Consider the following 21,403-nt stretch of genomic DNA (forward strand, 5'->3'; position numbering starts at 1 on the left):
GTCAGCTGATCGCCGGACTGCGGCGCTCCAGCAGCACCACGTCCCGCCACGCGCCGTGGTGGCGGCCGATGCGCTCGCGGATGCCGATGACCCGGAACCCGGCCCGCCGGTGCAGGGCCAGGCTCGCCGTGTTCTCGGGGAAGATGCCGGACTGGATCGTCCAGATGCCCGCGGCCTCCGTCGAGGAGATGAGCGCGTCCAGCAGCGCGCGGGCCACCCCGCGGCCGCGGGCGCCGGGATGCACGTAGACGGAGTGCTCGACCACGCCCGCGTACGCGCAGCGGTCGGAGACCTTCGACGCCGCCACCCAGCCGAGCAGATTCCCGCCGGCGCCGACCGCGCCGAAGCGGTGCTCGGGCAGCTTCGCCGCGTCGAATTCCGCCCAGCCGGGGGCGGAGGTCTCGAAGGTGGCGTTCCGCTCGTCGATCCCGGCTTGGTAGATCGCCAGGACCTGGTCGGCGTGCGAGCGGGTCAGCGGCTCGACGCGGAAGCTCACGCCGCGCCGGCCCGGGTGAGGAGGGCGCCCATGGCGGCGAGCACCGCGGGCTCCACGCGGTAGTACACCCAGGTGCCCCGCCGCTCGGAGGAGAGCAGGCCGGCGTCCTTCAGCTTCTTCAGGTGGTGGGAGACCGTCGGCTGCGAGACGCCCACGTCGGAGATGTCGCACACGCAGGCCTCGCCGCCCTCGTGCGAGGCGACGGCGGAGAACAGCCGCAGGCGCACCGGATCACCGAGGGCCTTGAACATCACGGCGGTCCGCTCGGCCTCCTCGGCCGTCAGCGGGCGCTCGGACAGGGGCGGGCAGCACGGCGGGCCGGCGTCCGGCTCCACCAGCGGCAAGACCGGCAACACCGGCAACACCTTGGAAGGGGACATGCATGCATCATCCCCGGAAATTAGATGGATGTCTATGTTGACGAACATCGATATCCGGTGCCAGTCTGGAGTCGTCAGGACATCGACAAACATCGAATCAACCGGGGAGCCCGTCGTGAACGCATCCACCGAAGCCCTGCCCGTCGTCGTGATCGGCGCCGGTCCGATCGGTCTCGCGGCCGCTGCCAGGCTCGTCGAGCGGGACGTCGAGCCCCTCGTGCTGGAGGCAGGCCCCGCCGCCGGCTCCGCGGTCCGCGAGTGGGCACACGTACGGCTCTTCTCCACCTGGGGCGAGGTCGTCGACCCGGCGGCCGAGAAGCTCCTGGCCCCCACCGGCTGGGTCAAGCCCGACGCCGCCACCTACCCCTCCGGCGGGGACTGGGCCGAGCGCTACCTCCAGCCCCTGGCCGACGTCCTCGGCGAGAGGGTCCGGTACGGCTCGACCGTCACCGGCGTCTCCCGCACCGGCCGCGACCGCATCGTCGACGCCGACCGCGATGGCCGGCCCTTCGTCATCCACTACACCGCCGCCGACGGCAGCGAGGCCCGCGTCTTCGCCCGCGCCGTCATCGACGCCTCCGGCACCTGGTCCACCCCCGGCCCGGCCGGCGGCAGCGGCCTCCCGGCCCTCGGCGAGAAGGGCGCGGCCGACCGCATCGCCTACCGCGTCCCGGACCTCAAGGACGCCGCCGTCCGCGTCCGTTACGCCGGCAGACGCACGGCCGTGATCGGCTCCGGAGCCTCAGCCTTCACCGCCCTCGCCTACCTGGCCGACCTCGCCAAGGAAGCGGAGGGCACCCACGCGGCCTGGATCCTCCGCCGGGGCATCAGCGGTTCCACCTTCGGCGGCGGCGACGCCGACCAGCTCCCCGCCCGCGGCGCCCTCGGCCTCGCCGCGAAGGCCGCCGTCGAGGACGGCCACGCCGACGCGGTCACCGGCTTCCGCACCGAGGCCGTCGAGCGCGACACCGACGGCCGGCTGGTCCTCGTAGGGGAGGACGGCCGCCGGCTGGACCCAGTCGACGAGGTCATCGTCCTCACCGGCTTCCGCCCCGACCTCACCTTCCTCGACGAACTCCGCCTCGGCCTCGACGAACGCCTCCAGGCCCCCACCGACCTCGCCCCGCTCATCGACCCCAACCAGCACTCCTGCGGCACCGTCTACCCGCACGGCGCGCACGAGCTCTCCCACCCGGAGAAGGACGTCTACCTCGCCGGCATGAAGTCCTACGGCCGCGCCCCGACCTTCCTCGCCATGACCGGCTACGAACAGGTCCGCTCCATCGCCGCAGCCCTGGCCGGCGACCACGAAGCCGCCGAGCGCGTCGAACTCACCCTCCCCGAGACCGGAGTCTGCGGCGGCGCCGGCCTCTTCGACGAGCCCGCCGCGGCCGAGGAGACCGGCGGTGGCTGCTGCGCCGCCCCCGCCACCCTCACCATCGGCGCCCCCGTCCCCTCCGGCGGCTGCTGACCGAGGTGACCGATACCCGGGCAGGCACGGCCGCGACCGGAACGGGGGCCCGGTCGCGGCCACGCGCCGCCCTCCCCGCGCTCTGCGCCACCCAGATCACCAGCTGGGGCATCGTCTACTACGCCTTCCCCGTGCTGCTCCCACGCCTTACCGCCGACACCGGCTGGTCCGTCAACGCGGTCACCGCGGCCTTCTCCCTGGCCCTCCTCGTCTCGGCCCTCGCGGGCATCCCCATCGGCCGGATCCTCGACCGCCGGGGCCCGCGCGCCGTGATGAGCGTCGGGTCCGTGACCGGCACCCTGGCCCTCCTCCTGATCGCGGCCGCCCCGAACCTGCCGGTCTTCACCTGCGGTTGGATCCTCGCCGGCGTCGCCATGGCCGCCACCTTCTACCCACCGGCCTTCGCCGCCCTCACCCGCTGGTGGGGCCCCGACCGCGTGCGGGCCCTGACGATCGTCACCCTCGCGGGCGGCCTGGCCTCCACCGTCTTCGCGCCCCTCACCGCCGCCCTCGCCGAACACCTCGGCTGGCGAGCCACCTACGTCGTCCTGGCCGTGATCCTCGCCGCCATCACCATCCCCACCCACGCCCTCGCCCTACGCGCCCCCTGGCCCCCGGCGCCACCGGCCCGGCCCTCAACCGACCGCACCCCGGTCGCCCGCAGCCGCCCCTTCCTCCTCCTGGCCGTCGCCTTCACCCTCTCCGGCTTCGCGATGTACGCCGTCGTCATGGGCCTGATCCCGCTCCTCACCGAACGCGGCGCCGACGCGTCAACGGCCGCCTGGGCACTCGGACTCGGCGGCGCCGGCCAGACCCTCGGCCGCGCCCTCTACTCCGGCCTGTCCGCCCACACCTCGGTCACCACCCGCACCGTCGCCCTGATCGCCCTGGGCGGTGCCACCACGGCAGCCCTCGCGGCGGCCCCGGGCCCGATGCCCCTCCTGGTCTTCCTCGCGAGCCTGGCCGGTGTCGTACGAGGCAACCTGACCCTCCTCCAGGCCACCGCCGTCACCGACCGCTGGGGCCCCACCCACTACGGCCGCCTCTCGGCCCTCCTGGGCGCCCCGTCCCACCTGGCAGGCGCCCTTGCCCCCTGGGCAGCCGCGGCCCTGGCCACCCCGCTCGGCGGCCACGCCCACCTGTTCGCCGCCTTGGCGTCCCTCTCCCTCGCAGCCGCGCTGCCGGCTGCCGCAGCCCACCCGACACCCCGCGGGCCATGAGTCACGAGTGCCCGCTCATCGGAGCCGCCACAGGCCCTCGTCCACGGGGACCCCGGGCAGCCCCGGCACCGGCGCGGTGGCCGCGTCGAGCACGTACCGGTTGTCTTCCTCATCCATCGCGGCGCGAAGGCATCTACCATCCGGCAAGATCACCGTCCACACTCCCGGCGGTTCGGTGGCGCCGTACAGCACGTACGCATCGAAGTGGGCGGCGAACCGTTCGGCGAACTCCCGGCGACCGACCCGATCGGCCAACTCGCCCTCGATACCGACGCCAAAGCCCATCGCGAAGTGGCCGAAGACCTGCCGGTACGTGCAGAACGCGGAGAACACCACGTCCTGCGGAAGGTCTTCCAACTCCTCGGCGACCCGGTCCTCTTGACCCACGAACAACCGAGACTCGGCGATCTCGAAACAGTCCAACAGAAACGCCCGCAGGTCGCCCGCCGCAACCAGACGAGACGATAGACAGTCGTACCCCGTGGCCTTGGTCTCCGTCACACGACCACCCTACGCACGAATTTCAGTGTGTGCAGCCGCCGGCCGGGCAGCCTCCCTTCCCGCCGGGCCGCTCGTCGCGGCGGCGTCTCCGGCGCGGGCGGCGGCGTGTACGGGCCAGGGGCTGGGTCCACGGGCTCCGGATCAGGGCTTGGCTCGCCCGCCCCGGCTCCGGCTCCGGCTCCGGGGCGGGCGCCTTGGCGTCCACCTGATGGGCGGCAGCGTGCGGGAGGGGCTGGGACTCGGGCTGGGAGACGCCGTGGCGGTCGCCGAGGAGCTTCGGGGTGAGGTGAGCCGAACCCAACCGGTGCGCGCTGCGCCGGCGGCCGCCTGAACGCGGCAATGTTCCAGTCCCGCCCTCACCTCCGCACTGTCCAGCCGGCCTGGGTGGCCGGCAGCGCCCCGGCCGCCACCATGGCCGGGTCCAGAACTCGGGAGGTGAGCCCCGCCCATCCCGGAACCGGGACTTCGCGAAGAACAGAAGGACTTGGTGCTCTCCTTCAGCGATGGCTGCCAACTCCGGGTTGGAGCGCGCCTTCCAGTCAGGCTCGTAGGAGGTGGCAGCTTCCCAGGGGCCGTAGCCGTCGGCCAGCAGCCATAGGAAGTCGCCCAGGTCGCGCGCTACGACACCAGTCTCCCCCTCGGACCCGAGGAAGATGATGGGCTGGTCGGCCAGCGGGCGGCTCGGGCGGATCAGCCAGAACGCCGCGTACCCACCTGTGCCGTCCTGCCCGAACACGCGGAAGTCGCTGCCGTCCAGTTCGCTGTTTTCCATGCCTGGAACCAGTCGGTGGTCTCGGCAGCGGACAGGAAGGCCGGGAAGGGCTCGAAGTCGACCCCGGTCTTCCCGTCGGCGTAGTCGAATCGAACGGCCATCGCAGTGGCGAGCGCGGCGGGGAACTGTCGGTCATCGGTGGGCTTCACGGGGACACGCTAGCCAGGGGGTCGGACAGCGGTGGTCCAACCTCCGCAGCCAAGTGCTGTTGAAGGCGGTCGGCGGCGCGGGATGGTCACCCCCAAGGCGCGGGGGAGTTCGGGATCTCGCGCACCGAAGTGACGTCTTCGGGCAGGCGGAAGAACAGCATGTCGCAGCTCGTGGCGGCCTTCCGACTAGGAGTTGGGGAGTGTGGCGTCTGTCAGCGGCCCGCGAGTAGGCGCTCGCGCTCGGCCGCCACGATCTCCCGTGCCAGTTCGGCGTCCGTGATGTCGAAAGCCTCAGGGGCGCTGTCGGCGGTTTCGGAGACGCGGGCGAACTCCGCGAAGAGTTGGTTCTTGCGCGCCAGGATCTCGATGAGGCGCTGGTCGACGCCTTCTTCGGAGAGCAGGCGGTGTACCTGTACCGATTCCAGCTGCCCCATCCTGTGGGAGCGGCCGATGGCTTGCCACTCGGTCGTCGGCTTGAGCTGCGGCTCGCAGATCACGACGACCGATGCCGCCTGAATGTTCAGACCGACGCCGCCCGCCACGATCTGGGCGACGAGGACGGCCCCGTGGCGGGCTTGGGAGAACTCATCGACCATGCTCTGCCGCTTCGCGGCGGGTACGGAGCCGGTAAGAGGCCCGAACACTTTCCCTGGAAGGACCGACGCCACCTCATCGAGGACATCACGGAAGTACGAGAAGACCAGCACCTTGCGCTCGTTGTCCTCGGCCTCCTCGACTATGTCGATGAGGCGCTGCATCTTCGCGGACTTGGCGCCGGCGCGTAGCGCGGCCTGGCGCATGGCCATGAAGTTGCCCTCGATGACAGCGATTCGGTAGTGCTGCTCATCGGCGCTGGACATCGGAATCCACTCGTCGACATCGAACCGCTCCGGGAGCTCGGTGAGGACGTCTTCCTGATTGCGCCGCAGGTAGGCCGGTGCCACCTGCTTCCGGAACTGGCGAGGAGCGAGTTCCGAGGCACTGATCGACAGATCCGGCCTGAGGTAGCCGACGAGATTGCGAAATTCCTCGATCCGGTTCTCCAGCGGGGTGCCGGTCAGGAGGACCGCTCGCTCCGATGTGTGGATGAGGGCCGTGGAGCGCCGGGTTCGCTGGGCATACGGATTCTTGATGTAGTGCGCTTCGTCGAACACCAGGCATGCGGGTTCGGCGCGTTCGGGAATCTGCCCTTCCAGCCAACCGAGGATGTCGTAGGTGGTGACCGCGACTCCACCGTTCCGGATCCAGGATTTCAGGGCGTCATCGCGATCCGGCCCGTGCAGGCGATATGCGAGCAGATCGGACTTCGCCTGGACTTCGCGCACCCAGTTGGTCACGACGGCGGCGGGGCACACGACCAGGAAATGGGAGGAGCCCTTGGCGCGCAAGTGGGCGAGCACGGCCAGTGATTCGACCGTCTTTCCCAGGCCCATCTCGTCGCCGATGATGACCTTCCTCTGGACGATCGCGAAGCGGGCACCGAATGACTGGTATCCGCGCAGGGACGCCTTCAGATGGGTGGTGTCGAGCTTGAGTTCCCTGACCGCCTCGACGATTTCGGCCGGCAGGTCGCCTTGGCTCGTCTCGGCGTCGTCGGCCAGGAATCCGAGCTCCGCGAGCATCGCGTAGTAGTCGGCCGGCCGGGCGCTGAAATCCTCCCAAGGATCACCACCTGCGACATCGGCCCCACTGGCGAGCACCGCCCCGCGGCGCTCGACGGCCGCCAATGCGGCACGCAACTCGGCGACGGTCCGGGCCTGGGGGACGAGAACCACGTGGGAGGTCCGGGGATCAAGACTCTGGAGGAGCGGTCGTACCGCGTCGGCGGCGGCGAGGTCCGCCGTCGCGCTGCGGATCGAGCGTGCCGCGTCCCAGGCCCGCATCGTCGTCAGGAGCTTCGTGGTGGCGTGGGATCGGTTCTTGATGTCGATGCGGACCGGCATCTCGTCCATCGTGGTCTGCCAGAGGGTCTGCGCGGCGCCGACCATCCGGTTGGCTGTCGTCTCACCGACTCGGGGGAGCGATCGAATCCGTGATTTCTGGTCGAGGACCTGCTGCACGGTCCCGATTCCGGCATCGATCAGCGCCGCGATCCGTAGTTGGCCGCTGGTCGCATCCCTGAGCCGTTCCACGGGCATCTCGGCGACCAGCTTGCGTACCTCGTCCTCTCGGACCGCATTACCGGCGGCGTTGACTGCCGTTCTGAACTCGCTCTCGCGGTGCAGTGCCCGATCGATCGCGCCGATCGCGGTCTTGGCAGCGTCCAGTTCATGGCGCCCGACGAGTTCGCCTCGGGCGCCGAGACGCCGGCTGAAGCCGACCGTGTCATCGAGGATGGCCGAGAGCCCGACTGTGGGGACAGTCCTTCTGCCCCATGCGGCCAAGCTTTCCATCTCGGTGATGAGCCGGGTGTTCGCAGCCCGCTGGTGAAGGGATACGAGGTAGGTCGCAGCCTGCCCTGCTTCGTCCTTGCGGCTCTTGCCCGAAAATATCCGGCGGGCACCGAATAGTGCGCGGACAGCCGTCAGCGCCCTGCCGGCGTCGTCGGTCAACTGGTGGATGCCCTGCTGGGCGTTGGCTGTGAGCGCCGGAAGAGCCTGACGACAGGCCAGCGCGGTCACCAGGTCGACATCGGGCGGCGAGATCTGTAGTACGCGCCATGCGGTGGTTGCGGTCCCGAGTGAAGCAACTCGGCCGAGGAACTGCCTGGCGGCGTCTTCCGCCGCAGTCTCGACGGCCTCACGCTGCTCGACGATCCCCACCGCGACCTTGTGCCACCCGCTGATGTCCTCCACCACACCACGCAGGTGATGACGTGCTTCTCGCTCCATTGCCCCCGCCGACTCGCATGACCTCTGGGAAGATTAGCGACCCTGGTTGACGAAGTCGACGGGATCACGAAATCGCCGGAACGTCCGAGTAGCGTTCGCAGGCTGCAAAGCAGGAGGTTGTGTACGTGCTGCTCGAGGAGCTCAAGCCGGGTCTGCGGATCGACGGACTCATACCGGCGGAGGTCGTCACGGTCATCGCCGCCCAGTGGCACGGTGCGAACGCACTCGAGCTGACCTACAAGACCACCCGGGGCATCCTCGACCAGCGGGTCGTCTTCCGGAAGGACGAGGAGAAGCTGAGCGTCGCCCACAGTGGCAGCCGCGCCTTCGACGCGAACGTACGTGACTTCAAGCTGGTCGCCGAGGCTCAGAGGATCTCACTGGCCGGCCTGTTCGACCCGATGCTCGCCGTGGCGACCAGCGACGTTCAACCGCTCCCGCACCAGATTCGCGCCGTGTACGGCGAGCTCATGCCCCGTACACCGTTGCGCTTCCTGCTCGCCGACGATCCGGGCGCGGGGAAGACGATCATGGCTGGGCTCTACATCAAGGAGCTCCTGCTGCGCGATGACGTCAAGCGGTGCCTCGTCGTGGCTCCGGGAGGCTTGGTGGATCAGTGGCAGGACGAGCTCTTCTTCAAGTTCGGTCTCCGCTTCGACCTGCTCACGAACCAGCTCGTTGACTCCCAGCTCAACCTCAACGTCTTCGAGACCTACCCGCTGCTGATCGCCCGCATGGACCAGCTCTCCCGCAATGATCACTTGAAGGCGCAGCTCCAGGAGACGGATTGGGACCTGATCGTCGTCGACGAGGCGCACCGCATGGGCGGCCACTACTTCGGTGGCAAGGTGGAGAAGACCAAGCGGTTCCAGCTCGGCGAGATGCTCGGTGAGATCACTCGTCACCTGCTCCTGATGACGGCCACCCCGCACTCGGGAAAGGAGGAGGACTTCCAGCTCTTCCTCACCCTGCTGGACCGTGACCGGTTCGAGGGCAGGCAGAATAGGAGAACCGACGTCAGCGGGATCATGCGGCGCATGATCAAGGAAGACTTGCTCACCTTCGAGGGCAGAAGACTCTTCCCCGAGCGTCTGGCGGAGACCGTCCCCTACGAACTCACGGCACTCGAGTACGACCTCTACGAGGACGTCACCCACTATGTCCGCGAGGGGATGAACCGTGCCGACCGCATCGGTGGCACACGCAAGAACACCGTCGGTTTCGCGCTCACCGTTTTGCAGCGACGCCTGGCCTCCAGCCCCGAGGCGATCTACAAGAGCCTTGTACGGCGTACCGAGCGCCTGGAGCGCAGGAAGCAGGAGATCCTCGACGGTACCTGTCGCGAGAGCATGACCACCGTCGACCTCGCCGACCTCGCCGACCTCGCCGACCTCGCCGACTTCGACCATGGCGACCTCGATGCCGAGGAGATCGAGGAGATCGAGGAGGAACTGCTCGATGCCGCGACGGCGGCGCGGACGGTCGATGAGCTCGATGTCGAGCTCATCGAGCTGAGGGCGTTGGTGCAGACGGCGCAGCGCGTCCGCGAGGCGGGAACGGACCGTAAGTGGACCGAGCTGTCCGCCCTCCTCCGGGACCACGCGCTGGTGACGGACGCCGATGGGCGCCCGCGGAAACTCATTGTCTTCACCGAGCACCGCGACACCCTCCACTACCTGCAGGGCAAGATCGGGTCGCTGCTGGGGACGACCGATGCCGTCAGGGCCATCCATGGCGGCGTACGCCGGGCCGAACGGCGACAGATCACTGAGGAGTTCACCAAGAACCGCGATGTTCGGATCCTGCTGGCCACCGACGCCGCCGGCGAGGGACTCAACCTGCAGGCCGCGCACCTGATGATCAATTACGACCTGCCTTGGAACCCCAACCGCATCGAGCAGCGCTTCGGCCGCATCCACCGCATCGGCCAGAAGGAGGTCTGTCGGCTCTGGAACCTCGTCGCCTCCAACACCCGCGAGGGCGAGGTTTTCACGCGCCTGCTGGAGAAACTCGACCAGATGCGCGAGACGTACGGCGGGAAGGTGTTCGATGTTCTGGGTGAGGCGTTCGCCGAGACCCCGCTGCGAGACTTGCTCCTCGATGCCATCCAGTACGGTGAGCAGCCGGCCGTCAAGGATCGGATGTACGAGGTCATTGGCACCACCGTCGGAGACGGTCTCAAGGGCCTCCTGGACGAGCGTGCACTCGCTTCGGAGCACCTTTCGGATGCCGATCTCCGCGCCCTGCGTGCCGCGATGGACGAAGCCCGCGCTCGACGTCTTCAGCCGCACGACATCGAATCGGCCTTCAAGGACGCCTTCACCCGGCTCGGTGGCCGGATAGTCAAGCGCGAACCGGGGCGTTACAAGGTAGCCAACGTGCCGCAGCACGTCCGCTCAGCAGGCAACGGGCCCATTGCCGCCAAGTACGATCACGTCGCCTTCGACCTCGGCCACGTCCAGCCCCAAGACCGAGCCCACGTCGACCTGCTCGCCCCTGGCCACCCCCTGCACGACGCCGTCATGGCCGAAACCATCCGGAACTTCGGGGGCGCCCTCAATCGGGGCACCGTCCTCGTCTCGGCCGCCCTCGACGAACCGCACCTCCTCGTCGGGGTCGTCGAAGAGGTCGCGGACGCCACCGGCGAGTCGGTGGCCCGACGGTTCGGCTACGCCTACGTCGACAGCCGCGGTACCGTGCGGCCGGCAGGCCCCGCGCCCTACCTCGACTGCGTCGCCGCGCCCAATGGCGCGGCGATCGACATCGCGAACGGACTGCCCTGGCTCGCAGACGCCGAGGACAAGGCGACCAGCTGGATCATCGCCAACCAGCTTCCCCAGTATCTGGCCGAGGTCCAGCCCCGTCGCCTGGCAGAGTTGGTCAGGGCCCGGGAACTGGTGACCAAGCGCCTAACCTCGGAGAGTGAGCGGCTGCTCATCGATGCTGCGGAGGCCTCCGAGAAGGAGCGGAGGGGCGAGAAGCCCAAGGTGTCCTCCGAGAGCCTCCACCGCAAGGCTGTCGAGCTCGATGTACGGCTTCGAAAGCGTCTCGAACTGCTCGACCACCAGCAGCTGATGTCGACGAAACCACCTCAGATCCTCACCGCTGCGCTTGTGCTGAGCGTCTCCGATCTGCCCTTTTCTGAGTGAAGAACGAATTTGTGTGATCACGAGGAGGGCGTGAAGCGCGGTGGCAATACGGCTCGGGCTGATCCTCAGCGCCTGTGATTCATTTCTCCACGGATTCTCCCCTGGGACTCCCCACGGGCCACTTCTGGGCCGATCTGTGATTGATGCGGAAGTGACGTGCGAAGGAGAGCTGAGAGGGATGCGAGGAGTTAGAGCCAGTCCCGCCGCTTGAAAATTACGTACAAACTTACGCAGACCACCGCCATCAGGAGGATCGCGAAGGGGTACCCGCCTGCCCACTTCAGCTCCGGCATGTCTTCGAAGTTCATGCCGTAGATCGTTCCCACCAACGTGGGTGCAAAGAGGATGGCGGCCCAGGAGGAGATCTTCTTGAAGTCGTCACCCTCACGCCGCTGACCTGCGGAAATCGATTGGGCAGGCGTCCTGACCTGCGGCGATCCGTCTTTCAGGCTCTTTCGTCGTGCTGTCTGTTGATGCGGCCGATTCCCCCCAGCCGCCCCCCAACGGGGCTTCATTCCCCCCAGATTCCCCCCAGATTCCCCCAGCGGAGGCTGTCTCTGAAGGAGGGTCGCCGCTGGTCGGGACCGTGATCCGCGTGCCATGGCAGGCTACGCGACGTAGTGACAGCGGGGCAGGAGCAGGTGGCCGCTGTTCGCTTGGCGGTAGATCGCGATTGGTGGGCGTGGAGTGGGCGTGACATCGCCGTCGGCTGATCGTTGCACCGGCCGACCACCCCAATGCACAAAGGGACCCTGGGAGCCGTGACCCGGGGGCTTGTGCATCGGTCGAGGCGCTACTGGGCGGCCCGCTCCTCGGCCTTGCCGCGCTCGGCTCAAGCATCCTCCCCGGGAGAAGGACGGGAGCCAGTATCCGTCGCCGATCGGGCGATGGCGCGCATCCGCAGTCCGCCGGGGCTCGTGGCGGCGCCGATGTGGGGGCGGACATGGACACCGGGGAGGGGTTGCAGGCGCCAGCGGGTGGCGATGGTGGCCAGGGCAAGCACCATCTCGGTGGTGGCAAACCGGTCCCCGATGCACTTGCGGGCTCCGCTCCCGAAGGGGATGAAGGCCTCGCGCCGTGGGGGACGGGGGTTGTCGGGTGCCCACCGGTCGGGGTCGAAGCCGTCGGGTTCGGGATACAAGTCGGCTTGGCGGTGGATGAGATGGGGGCTGTAGACGATGGTCGTCCCGGCGGGGACCGGGTACTGGCCCAGGTGGGTGTCGGCCGTGCAGGTGCGGGTGAAGATCCAGGTGGGAGGCCACAAGCGCAGGGTCTCGGTGATGATGCGGCCGGTCAGCTCGAGGCGGGGCAGGTCGGCGTGGGTGGCCGGGCGGCCGCCGAGGACGGAGTCGACCTCGGCGTGCAGCCGTTTCTCGATCTCGGGGTGCTGTCCCAGCAGGTGTAGCGCCCACGCCAGGGCAGAGGCGGACGTTTCTGCCCCTGCACCGAAGAAGGTGACGATCTGATCGATGATCTCGGCATCGGTCAGCATCTGCTCGGCGGGCCCGGAGTCGGGGTCGCGGGCTGTCAGCAGCATCGACAGCAGATCACCGTGGTCGATGCCGGCGGCCCGGCGTTCGGTGACGAGGTGGTGGAGGGTGCGGGGCAGGCGGGCCCGCGCCTGGTGGTAGCGGCGATTGCGGCGGGTGGGCAGCCGATCCAGCGGAGGGGGTGTCACCATCCGCACGATCAGACTGTTGAGAATGGTGTTGAGGTCGCCGAGGGCTTGGGTGAGCACATCAGGCGGCGGCGTGGTCGAGAACAGCGTGTCGACCGTGATCCTGGCGGTGAGCTCCTGCATGACGGCGAACACATCGAGGATCTCGCCGTCCTGCCAGGATCCGGTTGTCTCGGCGGCTCGGGAAGTGGTGGCCTGGGCATAGCCGGGGAACCGGGTGGGATGGAAGGCAGGCTGAAGCAGGCGTCGCTGACGTCGGTGCTCACTGTGCGGACAGGTAGCCAGACCGTTGCCCATGAACTCCCGTCCCCGGTCATAGGCCAGTCCGCCCTTGTCGAAGGTCCGGTCATCGCGCAGGACTTGGCCGGTGAGGGCCGGGGTGCAGACCACGAGCGCCGAGAGCGGGCCGACACGGACCTGTACGAGGTCTCCGTACTCGGGCAGGCGGGTGAGGAACCCTAGGGGGTCGCGTAGCAGCGGCACGAGGTGGCCCAGCAGCGGCAGCCCCCCGGCTGCTGTGGGGATCGGACTGGGGTTGTTCATATTGACTCCCGGTAGCCGTCGTCAGGGGTGTACAGGTCGGTGTGGCTCCTCCGGCGGATCGATGTCCGGCCAGAGGGTGTGGACTGCGGCGAGCCCGCTCGTTCACATGGGGCGGGCCCCGGCGATGGGCAGGCGCCCCGGCCTCCGCGGCAGATGCGGGGGCCCCTTCGACCGGGGCATTGCCTGTGCGGGAGTCGGAACGTCATCACGTGCGAGGGTCTGTCCTTGCCGTTGCCGGCAGGGGAAGTCCGCCCAACTCGTCTGTCCGCCTACTTCTGCGCGCATGTCTCTTCGATGCGGCGGATGGCTACGGTGTGCAGGACGTCTACGAGAGGTTGGACGCAGTAAAGCGTCTTGCCCAGCCACAGAGGCGTCAGCTGTGGCTCGTGCGTGGAAAGAAAGCTGTGTGCACGTCGCAAAGTACGGTTCCAGTCCCCGCCGGTGAGTCCATGCGATGCCGCCGCGGCCAGGCCGATGGCGGCATAGCCGGCTTCCTCGGCTGTCGAGCCGTCGCTCCCCCACCCACCGTCGCTGTTCTGGGTACGAGAGAGACGTTCCGAGGCGTTGGCGCACAGGGATCGGGCCAGGGGGTGGTTAATTTTGGACATGACACGGGCCATCTCTCCTAGGGTGTAGGTGGGGGAGAGGTGCCACTTGCAGACCTGGTCGGGGTGCTGGGTGGTCTGGTGGTGAAGCCAGTGCAGGACGGGGAGGAGCCGTTCATGGTCGCCTTCGAGGTCGAGCAGTGCGGCCATGTGGATGTTGGTGGTGAGTGAGGGGTCGTGTTCGAAGAGGAAGGTTCGGTAGGCGCCGCCGGAACCGATCATCATGTCGAGACCCGCGGCTTTCGGCGCGGGACGGCCAACTATGGCGGCGGCGATGGCTGCACATGCGGTGCTGTCGGTGTCGCCGGGAATCGTGGCTCCCACGCCCACGGTGCACAGCAGACCCGAGGGGTGGAACAGGTCTCGGGAGAGTTCGTCGAGGGCACGGGGTGGAAGGGGCGGAGGTTTCGGGATGCCCAGCTCGTGATGGAACATGACCGTCCACGCGGTGACGAAGTGCGGCACTTGGTCCAGGTAGCCGATGTTCGCGGGAACGCGCGAGTGAAGATACTGCCGGAGCTGGGCAAGACGCGCGGCGTCGAACTGCTGGCCGCGGCGTTCGCACTCCAGCAGGAAGACAGCGGACGCGCCCGGGGAATTCGCGATGGACCCGTTGGGGACCTGGAAGCTCTCAAGGAACCGGGCGGCGTCAACAGCCGGGTCGCCGTACACCCGTTCCGCGCAATAGCCGGCGATGGACAACGACGGATTGTAGAAGTCCGGCCACAGGCGCATGCGTTCCCACTTGGTGCGCTCGCGATCCATGATGGCTCGTACGGGGGCGGGGTGAGCGGGCAGGGGCCAGCCCTGTGCGGTGCTGATCCGGTCGAGTGCGTCCACCAGTCCGCCGAACGTCAGGGTCTCCGGCGTGGAGGAAGGGCCGGCCGGCACCATCCCAGGGAGAGAGGCGGCCGCACGGTCGGCCGGCTGCGGCATCTCGGCGTTGCGGAGTGCGACGGCAGCGGCGTAGGTGGATAAGTAGGCGTCGAACCAGCACCGGTGCGCGGACGCTCCCCAGGTATGCGCAGTCGTCGCGTGTGCCAGCAGCCAGTCCACACACAGGGCCTGTTGGGGTCCTGGGACCAGGGAAACGACAGCAATGTCGTACAACGACGGTGACAGGTCGGTGAGTGGTGACAGTTCGCTTCTCATGATGTCACCGAGAATCGGGGTGCCCGCTGCTGGTAGACGATGCAGTGCGCCTGCCAGCGTTCCTCCTGGTCAAGAAGTTCCGCGAGCGCGCCAGCCAAGGGAATGCCAAGACGGGGAAGGCGGGCCTTAAGGTCGAGGTAGTCGGTTGCCTCCTTCTTCACCATCTCGGCAGCGGCATCGACTGCCTGCTGCCAAGACAGGTTGCGCGCCTCACGCAGAAGGAAGATCAGGTTGAGTGCGCCATCCTCCTTCAGCTCCTTCTCGAAGGAGAAAATATCGTTGACCCAGCAGGTGTAGTTTGCCTGCATATCCTGGAGCTGACGAACCACAGGATGATCAAGTAGAGTGACCGGGATATTCAGGTCGAAGAACAGAGTGAACAACTCGAGGTAGAGAACGGTCGAGGATGTGTTCCGACGCATTGCCTGGTAGGTCGCCAGTGAAGGCATCTCCCGATGGTTCCGGAAGTCGCGTTCCCACACCTGAGACCGTAGATATCCTTCCAGCGCAGTGCGAATTCGCGCATAATTCTCCGGCCTGTTGAACGACCGCACCGTATTTCCGAAGTGTCCCAAGAGGTCTGCGACGAGCGTGTCGGACGATGCGGTAGAAGCCCCGTCGAAGACCTCAAGTGCGCGGTCATAGGTCCTGTTCAACTCCAGGGGTGACAGGTAATGGCCTGGCGCCTCTCCCTGTTCGATCCATGCCTCATGACCGTAGAACACCAGGTGAGACATGAAGACGAGCGCCAGTCCCTGGGGCGAGACATCCGGGTGAAGGCGGCCGGCGAAGTCAGCGAGATGGACTCCCGCGGCAGCGTCCCTCAGGAGTGGGGTCCCACCGTCAAGCTTGTCGATCAAAGCGTAGACGTCTCGCGCGACATCGGGCGTCGCCGGATTCGGCCTGTCATTGAATGTTGTCGCAGGGAACGGGCAGTAAATATTCGGCAGGGTGAAGCCAGATCCGCTCATCAAATCCTCCTGGCATCTGAACGGTGGCGTAGCAGATCTCGTCGCAGGGTCCTTTGGTGACCAGCGGGCAGGTCGCCTTGAGGACGGTCAGTCGGCGACGTTGTGTGTAGTGGAGGGTCTCGCGGCTTCGTCACACCGGGATCCCGTACAGCTGGAGTCCGCTCGGTGGTGCGGACGGCGCGTGCGATGCCGGCGCGGTAGCCGCGGGGCCGGCCAGGAGTACCGTCCGCAGACCTCTGGCGGGTGGGGATCACCCGGTCCTCCCTGTCGCGGCTCGTGCGAGCGTGCGCAAGGCGTGGCGGGCTGCGGGCGGGAACGGCGCCTGAGCAAGGGCCCGGTCTGCTTGCTCGCAGCGAGTTCGGATCATTTGCTCAACCGCGTGGCGGGCGCCAGTGATGCTCAGGATGCTGCGGATGTGGTCAACGCCGTCCGCATCCAGGTCTGTCTTGCCGATGAGGCTAGTCAGCAACTGCCGTTGGTCCCGCTCAGCGCGTTGGAGGGCGATGGCGATGACGGCGGTGTGTTTGCCGTCCCGCAGGTCGTCCGTACACGGCTTCCCGGTCATCGCGGGATTGCCGTAGATGCCGAGGAGGTCGTCGCGGAGCTGGAACGCCTCGCCGATCGGGAGGGCGAAGTCGCTGAGGGCGGCGCGAAGGCTGTCGTCGGCGCCGGCAAGGGCGGCGCCGATGTGCAAGGGGCGCTCGACGGTGTACTTGGCGGTCTTGTAGCGGACTATCGCCAGTGCACGGTCCAGACTGTCAGTGGGTGATCCGGTGGCGGCGATGTCGAGATACTGCCCGTACATGACCTCCGTGCGCATCTCGTGGATGAGCGGGAGCACGTGGCTGAACTGGGCCGCGGTGAGCTCAGCAGTGTTGACGAGTTCGTCGGACCAGCTCAGGGCGAGATCGCCGATGAGGATGGCGCCGCTGGTCCCAAACCGCTCCGCATTCCGGCGACTGCGGTCCGAGGTGTGCTGGTCGGCCAGGGCCCGGTGCACGGTCGGCTGTCCTCGGCGGGTGCGGCTGTTGTCCATTACGTCATCGTGGATCAGGCAGAAGGCATGGAAGAGCTCTAATGAGGCCGCTACCTTCAGCACCGGGGCGATATCGCCATGGCCGCCGCCTGCATGCCAGCCGATCACACAGAGCAGAGGACGAAGGCGCTTACCGCCGGAGTCCAGAAAACCCTTTAGCAGCCCGGGTACTTCGGCCGGGAGGCGGCCGTCGACAGCAGTACGGACCCTGTCGTCGAGGAAAGCGGCAAGATTGGCGTCAACAACGCGGCGGATGCCGGGCAGGTCCAGTGGAACGGTATCCCCTGCTGTCTTTCGTCGTCCGCCGTGCGTGGGTAATGCGTGGTACCTCATGCTGGCCCCCTGCAATCACTGGTCAGGTACGCGGTCTGTCACGGTCGTGCCCGCCAGCCTCGCCCGGCGCTGATCCGTTTGCCCAGGCACCCTCCCCGTCGCACTGAAAGAGCAAACACCTGTACGTGGAACGGGGGTTCGTATCGCGCCAGCGCCCAGTTGTTCTGCATATGCCCTGAGCGTGATCCGGGCTCTCGGCTGCCTCGGCGCACGCCGCCAGCTCGCGTCAGCCCTGGGGGTAGCGGGGACTCCGACGGGTGGGGCTTGCGGGTGTTCCGGCCGCCGCCATGAACGTTTGAGGTCGGCGAGTGCTTGGCCGGTATCAGCTCCTTGCGCGGTTGGTTGCCTGAGGCTCATCATGTGCGTCGCGCCAACGCTCTCGATCAATTGCACCTTCGAAAGTAGATGAGACCTCAACACCTCGATCTCGAAGGAGTTCATGCATGGAGCAGCGGTTTTCCCAGAAGGCCCATCGTCTCTGCCTCTGGGCGGGACCGGCGCTGTTCGTCCTCTATATCGTTGGCTTTGTTCCGATGGCAAGACTTTTGCCGCCGCCCAGTCCTGACTGGCCGGCCGAAAGACTGGTGCATTGGCTCGTCGGGCATCAGGTGGGATTTCAGGCCGGGTGCGTCCTTATGGTCATGGGTGGGGCGCTCTTCGGGCCCTGGGGGGCTGTACCGGCGATTTTTACCCGGAAGGCAGAAGCGCGATTCCCAGTCCTTTATGCTACGCAGATTATCTCGCTCGGCTGTGCAGTGTGCCTGAGTGTGCTCGTTGCGCTGTTCTGGGCTGTCGCATCTTTTCGGGCGGGAGAAATCTCCCCAGAGATTACACAGGCGCTTTGGGACGTTGGATGGTTCCTATTTCTATTCGATGCTCCCCCGTTTCTCGTGTGGCTGGCTGCACTGGCACTAGGGATCTTGTGGAACCCGCCCGAGCACCAGCTGTATCCGCGGTGGATCGCTTACATGACTCTCGGAGTGCTCCTTGAAATGACCTCGGCCATGGCAATGGTCTTCTTTAAATTCGGACCGTGGACATACACCGGCCTCCTCGCGATGTGGCTGACTTTCTCCCTGTTCTTCGGATGGCTTTGCGTGATGACCGCTTTCGGGTTCAAGGCGGTTGCCCGCCAGGAGGCGTTGAGTCGCCAGGAGGAAGCCGCAGCACCCGGGAGCTACGCGGCACGCCCGGATACTGCATCGTCAGATGCCCGTGCGGCTGCCCTTCCGGCTCCTGGCTCGCTCGGCATGCCGCTTGCGCAGCCGAACGGGGCATCCCTTGGAGGCGGTCCGCAAGAGCACACAGGCAGCTCATGACCCCGCATTAAAAGACAATTGGATGGTGATATGGAAGATACTGAGTTCGGGTCGGCGTCACCCACAAGGGTGGCCGGGACCGATCGCACGCTCGCTGCGAGGAGCGAGGCCGGTGCCCAGCGGCATTGGGTTCCCGGCGAGGTCGGAATCTGGGCCTTCATTTTCACCGATTTGGTGACGTTCAGTGCCTACTTCATATCGTTCATGTATGAACAAGGGCGTCACCGCATGCAGTTTTCCCGCGGTAGCGCGGAGCTGGACACAATGCTCGGCGCCGCCAACACGATCCTTCTGCTCACAGCCTCTCTCTTCATCGCGCTAACGGTTCATTCCGTCCGCCGTGCAGCTAGCCGTGCGGCACAAAGATTTCTGTTGGGAGCCGGAGCCTGCGGATCAATATTCATCATGAACAAGGTGCTCGAATGGAGCACGCAGAGCGCTAACGGTCATACGCCGCATGACGGCGTTTTCTTCCAGATGTACTACATGCTCACGGGGATGCATCTCCTTCACGTTCTGATCGCGATGGTTGTTCTCGGATATCTGTGGCGCCTGACGCGCCAGGTGACTCACCCCCCGACAGAAAAACAGATGCGTCTCCTCGAGAACGGTGCCAGTTTCTGGCACCTGACCGACGCCCTCTGGCTGGTCTTGTTCACCCTCTTCTACCTGGCTAACTGAGGAGTTGCCATGCCGGCACCTTCGCGTGATTCTCAACATGCCCTCGCAGCTTGGGTAGTTCTCGTGGCGCTCACCGCGCTGTCGTGGATCTTCGTCGACCACGGCTACACAGGTTTCGGCGTCAAAGCCGGGGCCTCGCTCGTTCTCGCCGTCGCGTTCATCAAGGTCTTCATCGTGGGGCTCATTTTTATGGAACACCGTCGGGCGGCACCAGCACTGCGCATCGCCTATGCCAGTTGGTGTGCGGTAACCGGCACGGCCGTCATCGGGCTCTATCTTGCCCAATGACATCTCGCTCGACGGAGAAATCGTCCGTGGTCCGGGGTGAGGATTCGGCCATTCGCGGTGGTGAGAGGACTCGGCCGTGGATCGTGGACGACGACTTGTGGGCACTGATCGAGCCGACTCTGCGGCGAAGGCTGGGGCGGTGGCAGCAGGCAGGGGTCTTCGACCGGCTGCACCGCATCCTGCTCGCCGAACTGAACGCGGCCGGTGAACTCGACTGATCCAGAGCGTGTGTGGACGGCTCCCACATCCCGGGCGAAAGAGGGAGGTCGACACCGGCCCGTCGCCGGTCGACGACCGCGGCCAACGTCAACGACGCCACGCAGACCCTTGCCCTGGTCGACGGCATCCCACCGGTGGCAGGTCGTTCCGGCCAGCCCCGCCGACGTCCCGAGGTCCTGCTCGACGTGCGGCTGACAGGCCCGTGGGGCCAGTCGATTCTCCCCGGATTCTCCCCAGCGCTCGTTTGGATGCCGAAAGCGCTGGTCAGGGGCTCGCCAGGGGAGGGTGAGGAGATCACCCGCATCTATTCCCCCCAGGGACTCCCCACGGCCACTTCTGGGTCGATCTGCGAGTGATGCGAAAGCGAAGTGCGAACGATGACTGAGTGTGATGTGAGGGGCTTAGAGCCAGTCGCGCCGCTTGAAAATCACGTACAAACTGATGCAAACCATCCCCATGAGGCCGATCGCAAGGGGGTATCCGAATCTCCAGCCCAACTCAGGCATGGACTCAAAGTTCATGCCGTAGATAGTTCCGACGAGTGTGGGAGCAAACAGAATGGCAGCCCATGAGGAAACCTTCTTGATCTCCTCGTTCTGTTCGAAGCCGGCCTCCGCGAGGGCGCGCATTTCGGCGTTTTGTTGTTGGGATACCAGGGTGGCGTTCACCGTCAGGATTTCCGTAAGGGCCTGGCGGAAGCCGTCGACTCGTTCGCTGGTGTGGGTGACGTGGTCCGCCACGTCGCGGAGGTAGCGCTGGAGTTCCTCGTCCGTGCCGTACTTGGCGAAGCCCGCCATCAGGCCGTGGAGCATGCCGACCAGGGGGCGGGTGGCGCGTTGGAACTCGACCATTTCGCGGGAGAGTTCGTAGATGCGGCGGGAGACCGCCGGGTCTCCGCGGAAGACCTCCGTCTCGATCTCGTCGATGTCGGTCTGGACGCCCTCAACGACGGGGGCGTAGCCGTCGACCACCGCGTCGAGGATCGCGTACAGGGCGGCCTCGGGGCCCAGGGAGAGGAGTTCCGGGGTCTGTTCCATGCGGTGGCGGACGGTGGAGAGGTCCGGGGCGCCGCCGTGGCGGACCGTGATCAGGAAGTCCGGGCCGACGAAGACGTGGAGTTCGCTGAACTCGACCTCCTCCTGGGCGTCGAGGTAGCGGGCCGCGCGCAGGACGACGAAGAGGGTGTCGCCGTAGCGTTCCAGTTTGGGGCGCTGGTGGGCCTCCAGGGCGTCCTCGACCGCGAGCTCGTGGAGGTTGAACTCGGCTGCCAAGGAGTGCAGTTCTGGTTCGGTCGGGCGGTGCAGGCCGATCCAGGCCATGCCGTCCGGCTCTTCGCGCAGTCGGCGGAAGGTGTCGGCCAGGGTGGTGGGGGAGGCGATGCGGCGGCCGTCGCGGTAGACGGCCGAGTCGATCACGCTGCGGTGGTTCGGGGGAGCGGGGGAAGGAGGCGCGGGCTGCGGGGAGGTCGGGGGGCCCGGCGGGGGTGCGGCGGCCGGGGAGGCGGGGCGGCGCCAACTCGCCCGCTTCGCGGCGGACGGCGAGGGGCGGCGGTCTGGTCGCTCCGACATCGCAGGTCAGCTCCCGGTCGAACGTGGTTTGTGGGCGATGG

16 protein-coding genes and 2 pseudogenes are annotated in these 21,403 nt (G+C 67.0%); 7 read left to right on the top strand and 11 right to left on the bottom strand.

Annotated elements, in window-relative coordinates; all coding sequences use genetic code 11:
* Position 1: 1 nt before the first annotated feature.
* Positions 2-496 (bottom strand): GNAT family N-acetyltransferase, encoded by a 495-nt coding sequence (locus ACFV9H_RS04350; protein WP_385393127.1) that lies wholly within the window; start codon positions 494-496, stop codon positions 2-4.
* Positions 493-876 carry an ArsR/SmtB family transcription factor gene (locus tag ACFV9H_RS04355; protein ID WP_385393130.1) on the bottom strand — a complete coding sequence of 128 codons (384 nt, stop codon included), beginning with the start codon at positions 874-876 and terminating at the stop codon, positions 493-495. The genes ACFV9H_RS04350 and ACFV9H_RS04355 overlap by 4 nt, the downstream gene beginning before the upstream one ends.
* A 115-nt stretch (positions 877-991) precedes the next feature.
* Here ACFV9H_RS04355 and ACFV9H_RS04360 point away from each other — a divergent pair, with 115 nt between their 5' ends.
* Positions 992-2,347, top strand: coding sequence for an NAD(P)-binding domain-containing protein (locus ACFV9H_RS04360; protein ID WP_385393132.1), 1,356 nt, complete (start codon positions 992-994; stop codon positions 2,345-2,347).
* A gap of 5 nt (positions 2,348-2,352) precedes the next feature.
* Positions 2,353-3,567 (top strand): MFS transporter, encoded by a 1,215-nt coding sequence (locus ACFV9H_RS04365; RefSeq protein ID WP_385393135.1) that lies wholly within the window; start codon positions 2,353-2,355, stop codon positions 3,565-3,567.
* 15 nt (positions 3,568-3,582) lie between these two features.
* Here ACFV9H_RS04365 and ACFV9H_RS04370 read toward each other — a convergent pair whose 3' ends face one another.
* The 3 genes and pseudogenes from ACFV9H_RS04370 to ACFV9H_RS04380 form a co-directional block, all read right to left on the bottom strand.
* Positions 3,583-4,068 carry a hypothetical protein gene (locus tag ACFV9H_RS04370; RefSeq protein ID WP_385393137.1) on the bottom strand — a complete coding sequence of 162 codons (486 nt, stop codon included), beginning with the start codon at positions 4,066-4,068 and terminating at the stop codon, positions 3,583-3,585.
* Positions 4,069-4,564: 496 nt separating this feature from the next.
* Positions 4,565-4,941 (bottom strand): annotated as a pseudogene (locus ACFV9H_RS04375) (SMI1/KNR4 family protein); the annotation flags it as partial.
* 260 nt (positions 4,942-5,201) lie between these two features.
* Entirely contained in the window at positions 5,202-7,787 is a 2,586-nt protein-coding gene (locus ACFV9H_RS04380) for a DEAD/DEAH box helicase (RefSeq protein WP_385393140.1), read from the bottom strand.
* A 158-nt stretch (positions 7,788-7,945) separates the two neighbouring features.
* Between ACFV9H_RS04380 and ACFV9H_RS04385 the strand changes: the two genes are divergently transcribed.
* On the top strand, positions 7,946-10,969 hold the full coding sequence (locus ACFV9H_RS04385; RefSeq protein ID WP_385393142.1) for a helicase-related protein: 3,024 nt from the start codon (positions 7,946-7,948) through the stop codon (positions 10,967-10,969).
* Between the two features lie 188 nt (positions 10,970-11,157).
* Here ACFV9H_RS04385 and ACFV9H_RS04390 read toward each other — a convergent pair.
* The 5 genes and pseudogenes from ACFV9H_RS04390 to ACFV9H_RS04410 all read right to left on the bottom strand — a co-directional run.
* A pseudogene (locus ACFV9H_RS04390) lies at positions 11,158-11,343 on the bottom strand (CorA family divalent cation transporter); the annotation flags it as partial.
* Positions 11,344-11,801: 458 nt separating this feature from the next.
* Positions 11,802-13,190: a cytochrome P450 gene (locus ACFV9H_RS04395; RefSeq protein WP_385393144.1), complete on the bottom strand. Its 1,389-nt coding sequence runs from the start codon at positions 13,188-13,190 to the stop codon at positions 11,802-11,804.
* A 269-nt stretch (positions 13,191-13,459) separates the two neighbouring features.
* Positions 13,460-14,851 carry a hypothetical protein gene (locus tag ACFV9H_RS04400; RefSeq protein WP_385393147.1) on the bottom strand — a complete coding sequence of 464 codons (1,392 nt, stop codon included), beginning with the start codon at positions 14,849-14,851 and terminating at the stop codon, positions 13,460-13,462.
* Positions 14,852-14,943: 92 nt separating this feature from the next.
* Positions 14,944-15,918: a terpene synthase family protein gene (locus tag ACFV9H_RS04405; protein ID WP_385393149.1), complete on the bottom strand. Its 975-nt coding sequence runs from the start codon at positions 15,916-15,918 to the stop codon at positions 14,944-14,946.
* Between the two features lie 250 nt (positions 15,919-16,168).
* A complete protein-coding gene (locus tag ACFV9H_RS04410) occupies positions 16,169-17,287 on the bottom strand; it encodes a polyprenyl synthetase family protein (protein ID WP_385393152.1) in 1,119 nt (372 codons plus the stop codon).
* A 443-nt stretch (positions 17,288-17,730) separates the two neighbouring features.
* On the opposite strand from ACFV9H_RS04410, the gene ACFV9H_RS04415 reads away from it, so the two are divergent.
* The 4 genes from ACFV9H_RS04415 to ACFV9H_RS04430 all read left to right on the top strand — a co-directional run bounded on the left by ACFV9H_RS04415 (position 17,731) and on the right by ACFV9H_RS04430 (position 19,793).
* On the top strand, positions 17,731-18,606 hold the full coding sequence (locus ACFV9H_RS04415; protein ID WP_385393154.1) for a hypothetical protein: 876 nt from the start codon (positions 17,731-17,733) through the stop codon (positions 18,604-18,606).
* A gap of 30 nt (positions 18,607-18,636) precedes the next feature.
* Positions 18,637-19,287 carry a heme-copper oxidase subunit III gene (locus tag ACFV9H_RS04420; RefSeq protein WP_385393157.1) on the top strand — a complete coding sequence of 217 codons (651 nt, stop codon included), beginning with the start codon at positions 18,637-18,639 and terminating at the stop codon, positions 19,285-19,287.
* Between the two features lie 9 nt (positions 19,288-19,296).
* Positions 19,297-19,575, top strand: a complete 279-nt coding sequence (locus ACFV9H_RS04425) for a cytochrome C oxidase subunit IV family protein (RefSeq protein WP_385393160.1) — start codon at positions 19,297-19,299, stop codon at positions 19,573-19,575.
* 83 nt (positions 19,576-19,658) lie between these two features.
* Positions 19,659-19,793 carry a hypothetical protein gene (locus ACFV9H_RS04430; protein ID WP_385393163.1) on the top strand — a complete coding sequence of 45 codons (135 nt, stop codon included), beginning with the start codon at positions 19,659-19,661 and terminating at the stop codon, positions 19,791-19,793.
* 402 nt (positions 19,794-20,195) lie between these two features.
* Here ACFV9H_RS04430 and ACFV9H_RS04435 read toward each other — a convergent pair whose 3' ends face one another.
* Positions 20,196-21,362: a magnesium and cobalt transport protein CorA gene (locus tag ACFV9H_RS04435; protein ID WP_385393165.1), complete on the bottom strand. Its 1,167-nt coding sequence runs from the start codon at positions 21,360-21,362 to the stop codon at positions 20,196-20,198.
* Positions 21,363-21,403: the final 41 nt, after the last annotated feature.

It is taken from the genome of Streptomyces sp. NPDC059874, from assembly GCF_042731135.1.
Taxonomy (GTDB): domain Bacteria; phylum Actinomycetota; class Actinomycetes; order Streptomycetales; family Streptomycetaceae; genus Streptomyces.

Bases quoted from the DNA above. Each gene is read 5' to 3' on its own strand.
- ACFV9H_RS04355 (WP_385393130.1), bottom strand. From the start codon at position 876: ATGTCCCCTTCCAAGGTGTTGCCGGTGTTGCCGGTCTTGCCGCTGGTG.
- ACFV9H_RS04395 (WP_385393144.1), bottom strand. From the start codon at position 13,190: ATGAACAACCCCAGTCCGATCCCCACAGCAGCCGGGGGGCTGCCGCTG.
- ACFV9H_RS04405 (WP_385393149.1), bottom strand. From the start codon at position 15,918: ATGAGCGGATCTGGCTTCACCCTGCCGAATATTTACTGCCCGTTCCCT.
- ACFV9H_RS04410 (WP_385393152.1), bottom strand. From the start codon at position 17,287: ATGAGGTACCACGCATTACCCACGCACGGCGGACGACGAAAGACAGCA.
- ACFV9H_RS04415 (WP_385393154.1), top strand. From the start codon at position 17,731: ATGGAGCAGCGGTTTTCCCAGAAGGCCCATCGTCTCTGCCTCTGGGCG.
- ACFV9H_RS04420 (WP_385393157.1), top strand. From the start codon at position 18,637: ATGGAAGATACTGAGTTCGGGTCGGCGTCACCCACAAGGGTGGCCGGG.
- ACFV9H_RS04425 (WP_385393160.1), top strand. From the start codon at position 19,297: ATGCCGGCACCTTCGCGTGATTCTCAACATGCCCTCGCAGCTTGGGTA.
- ACFV9H_RS04435 (WP_385393165.1), bottom strand. From the start codon at position 21,362: ATGTCGGAGCGACCAGACCGCCGCCCCTCGCCGTCCGCCGCGAAGCGG.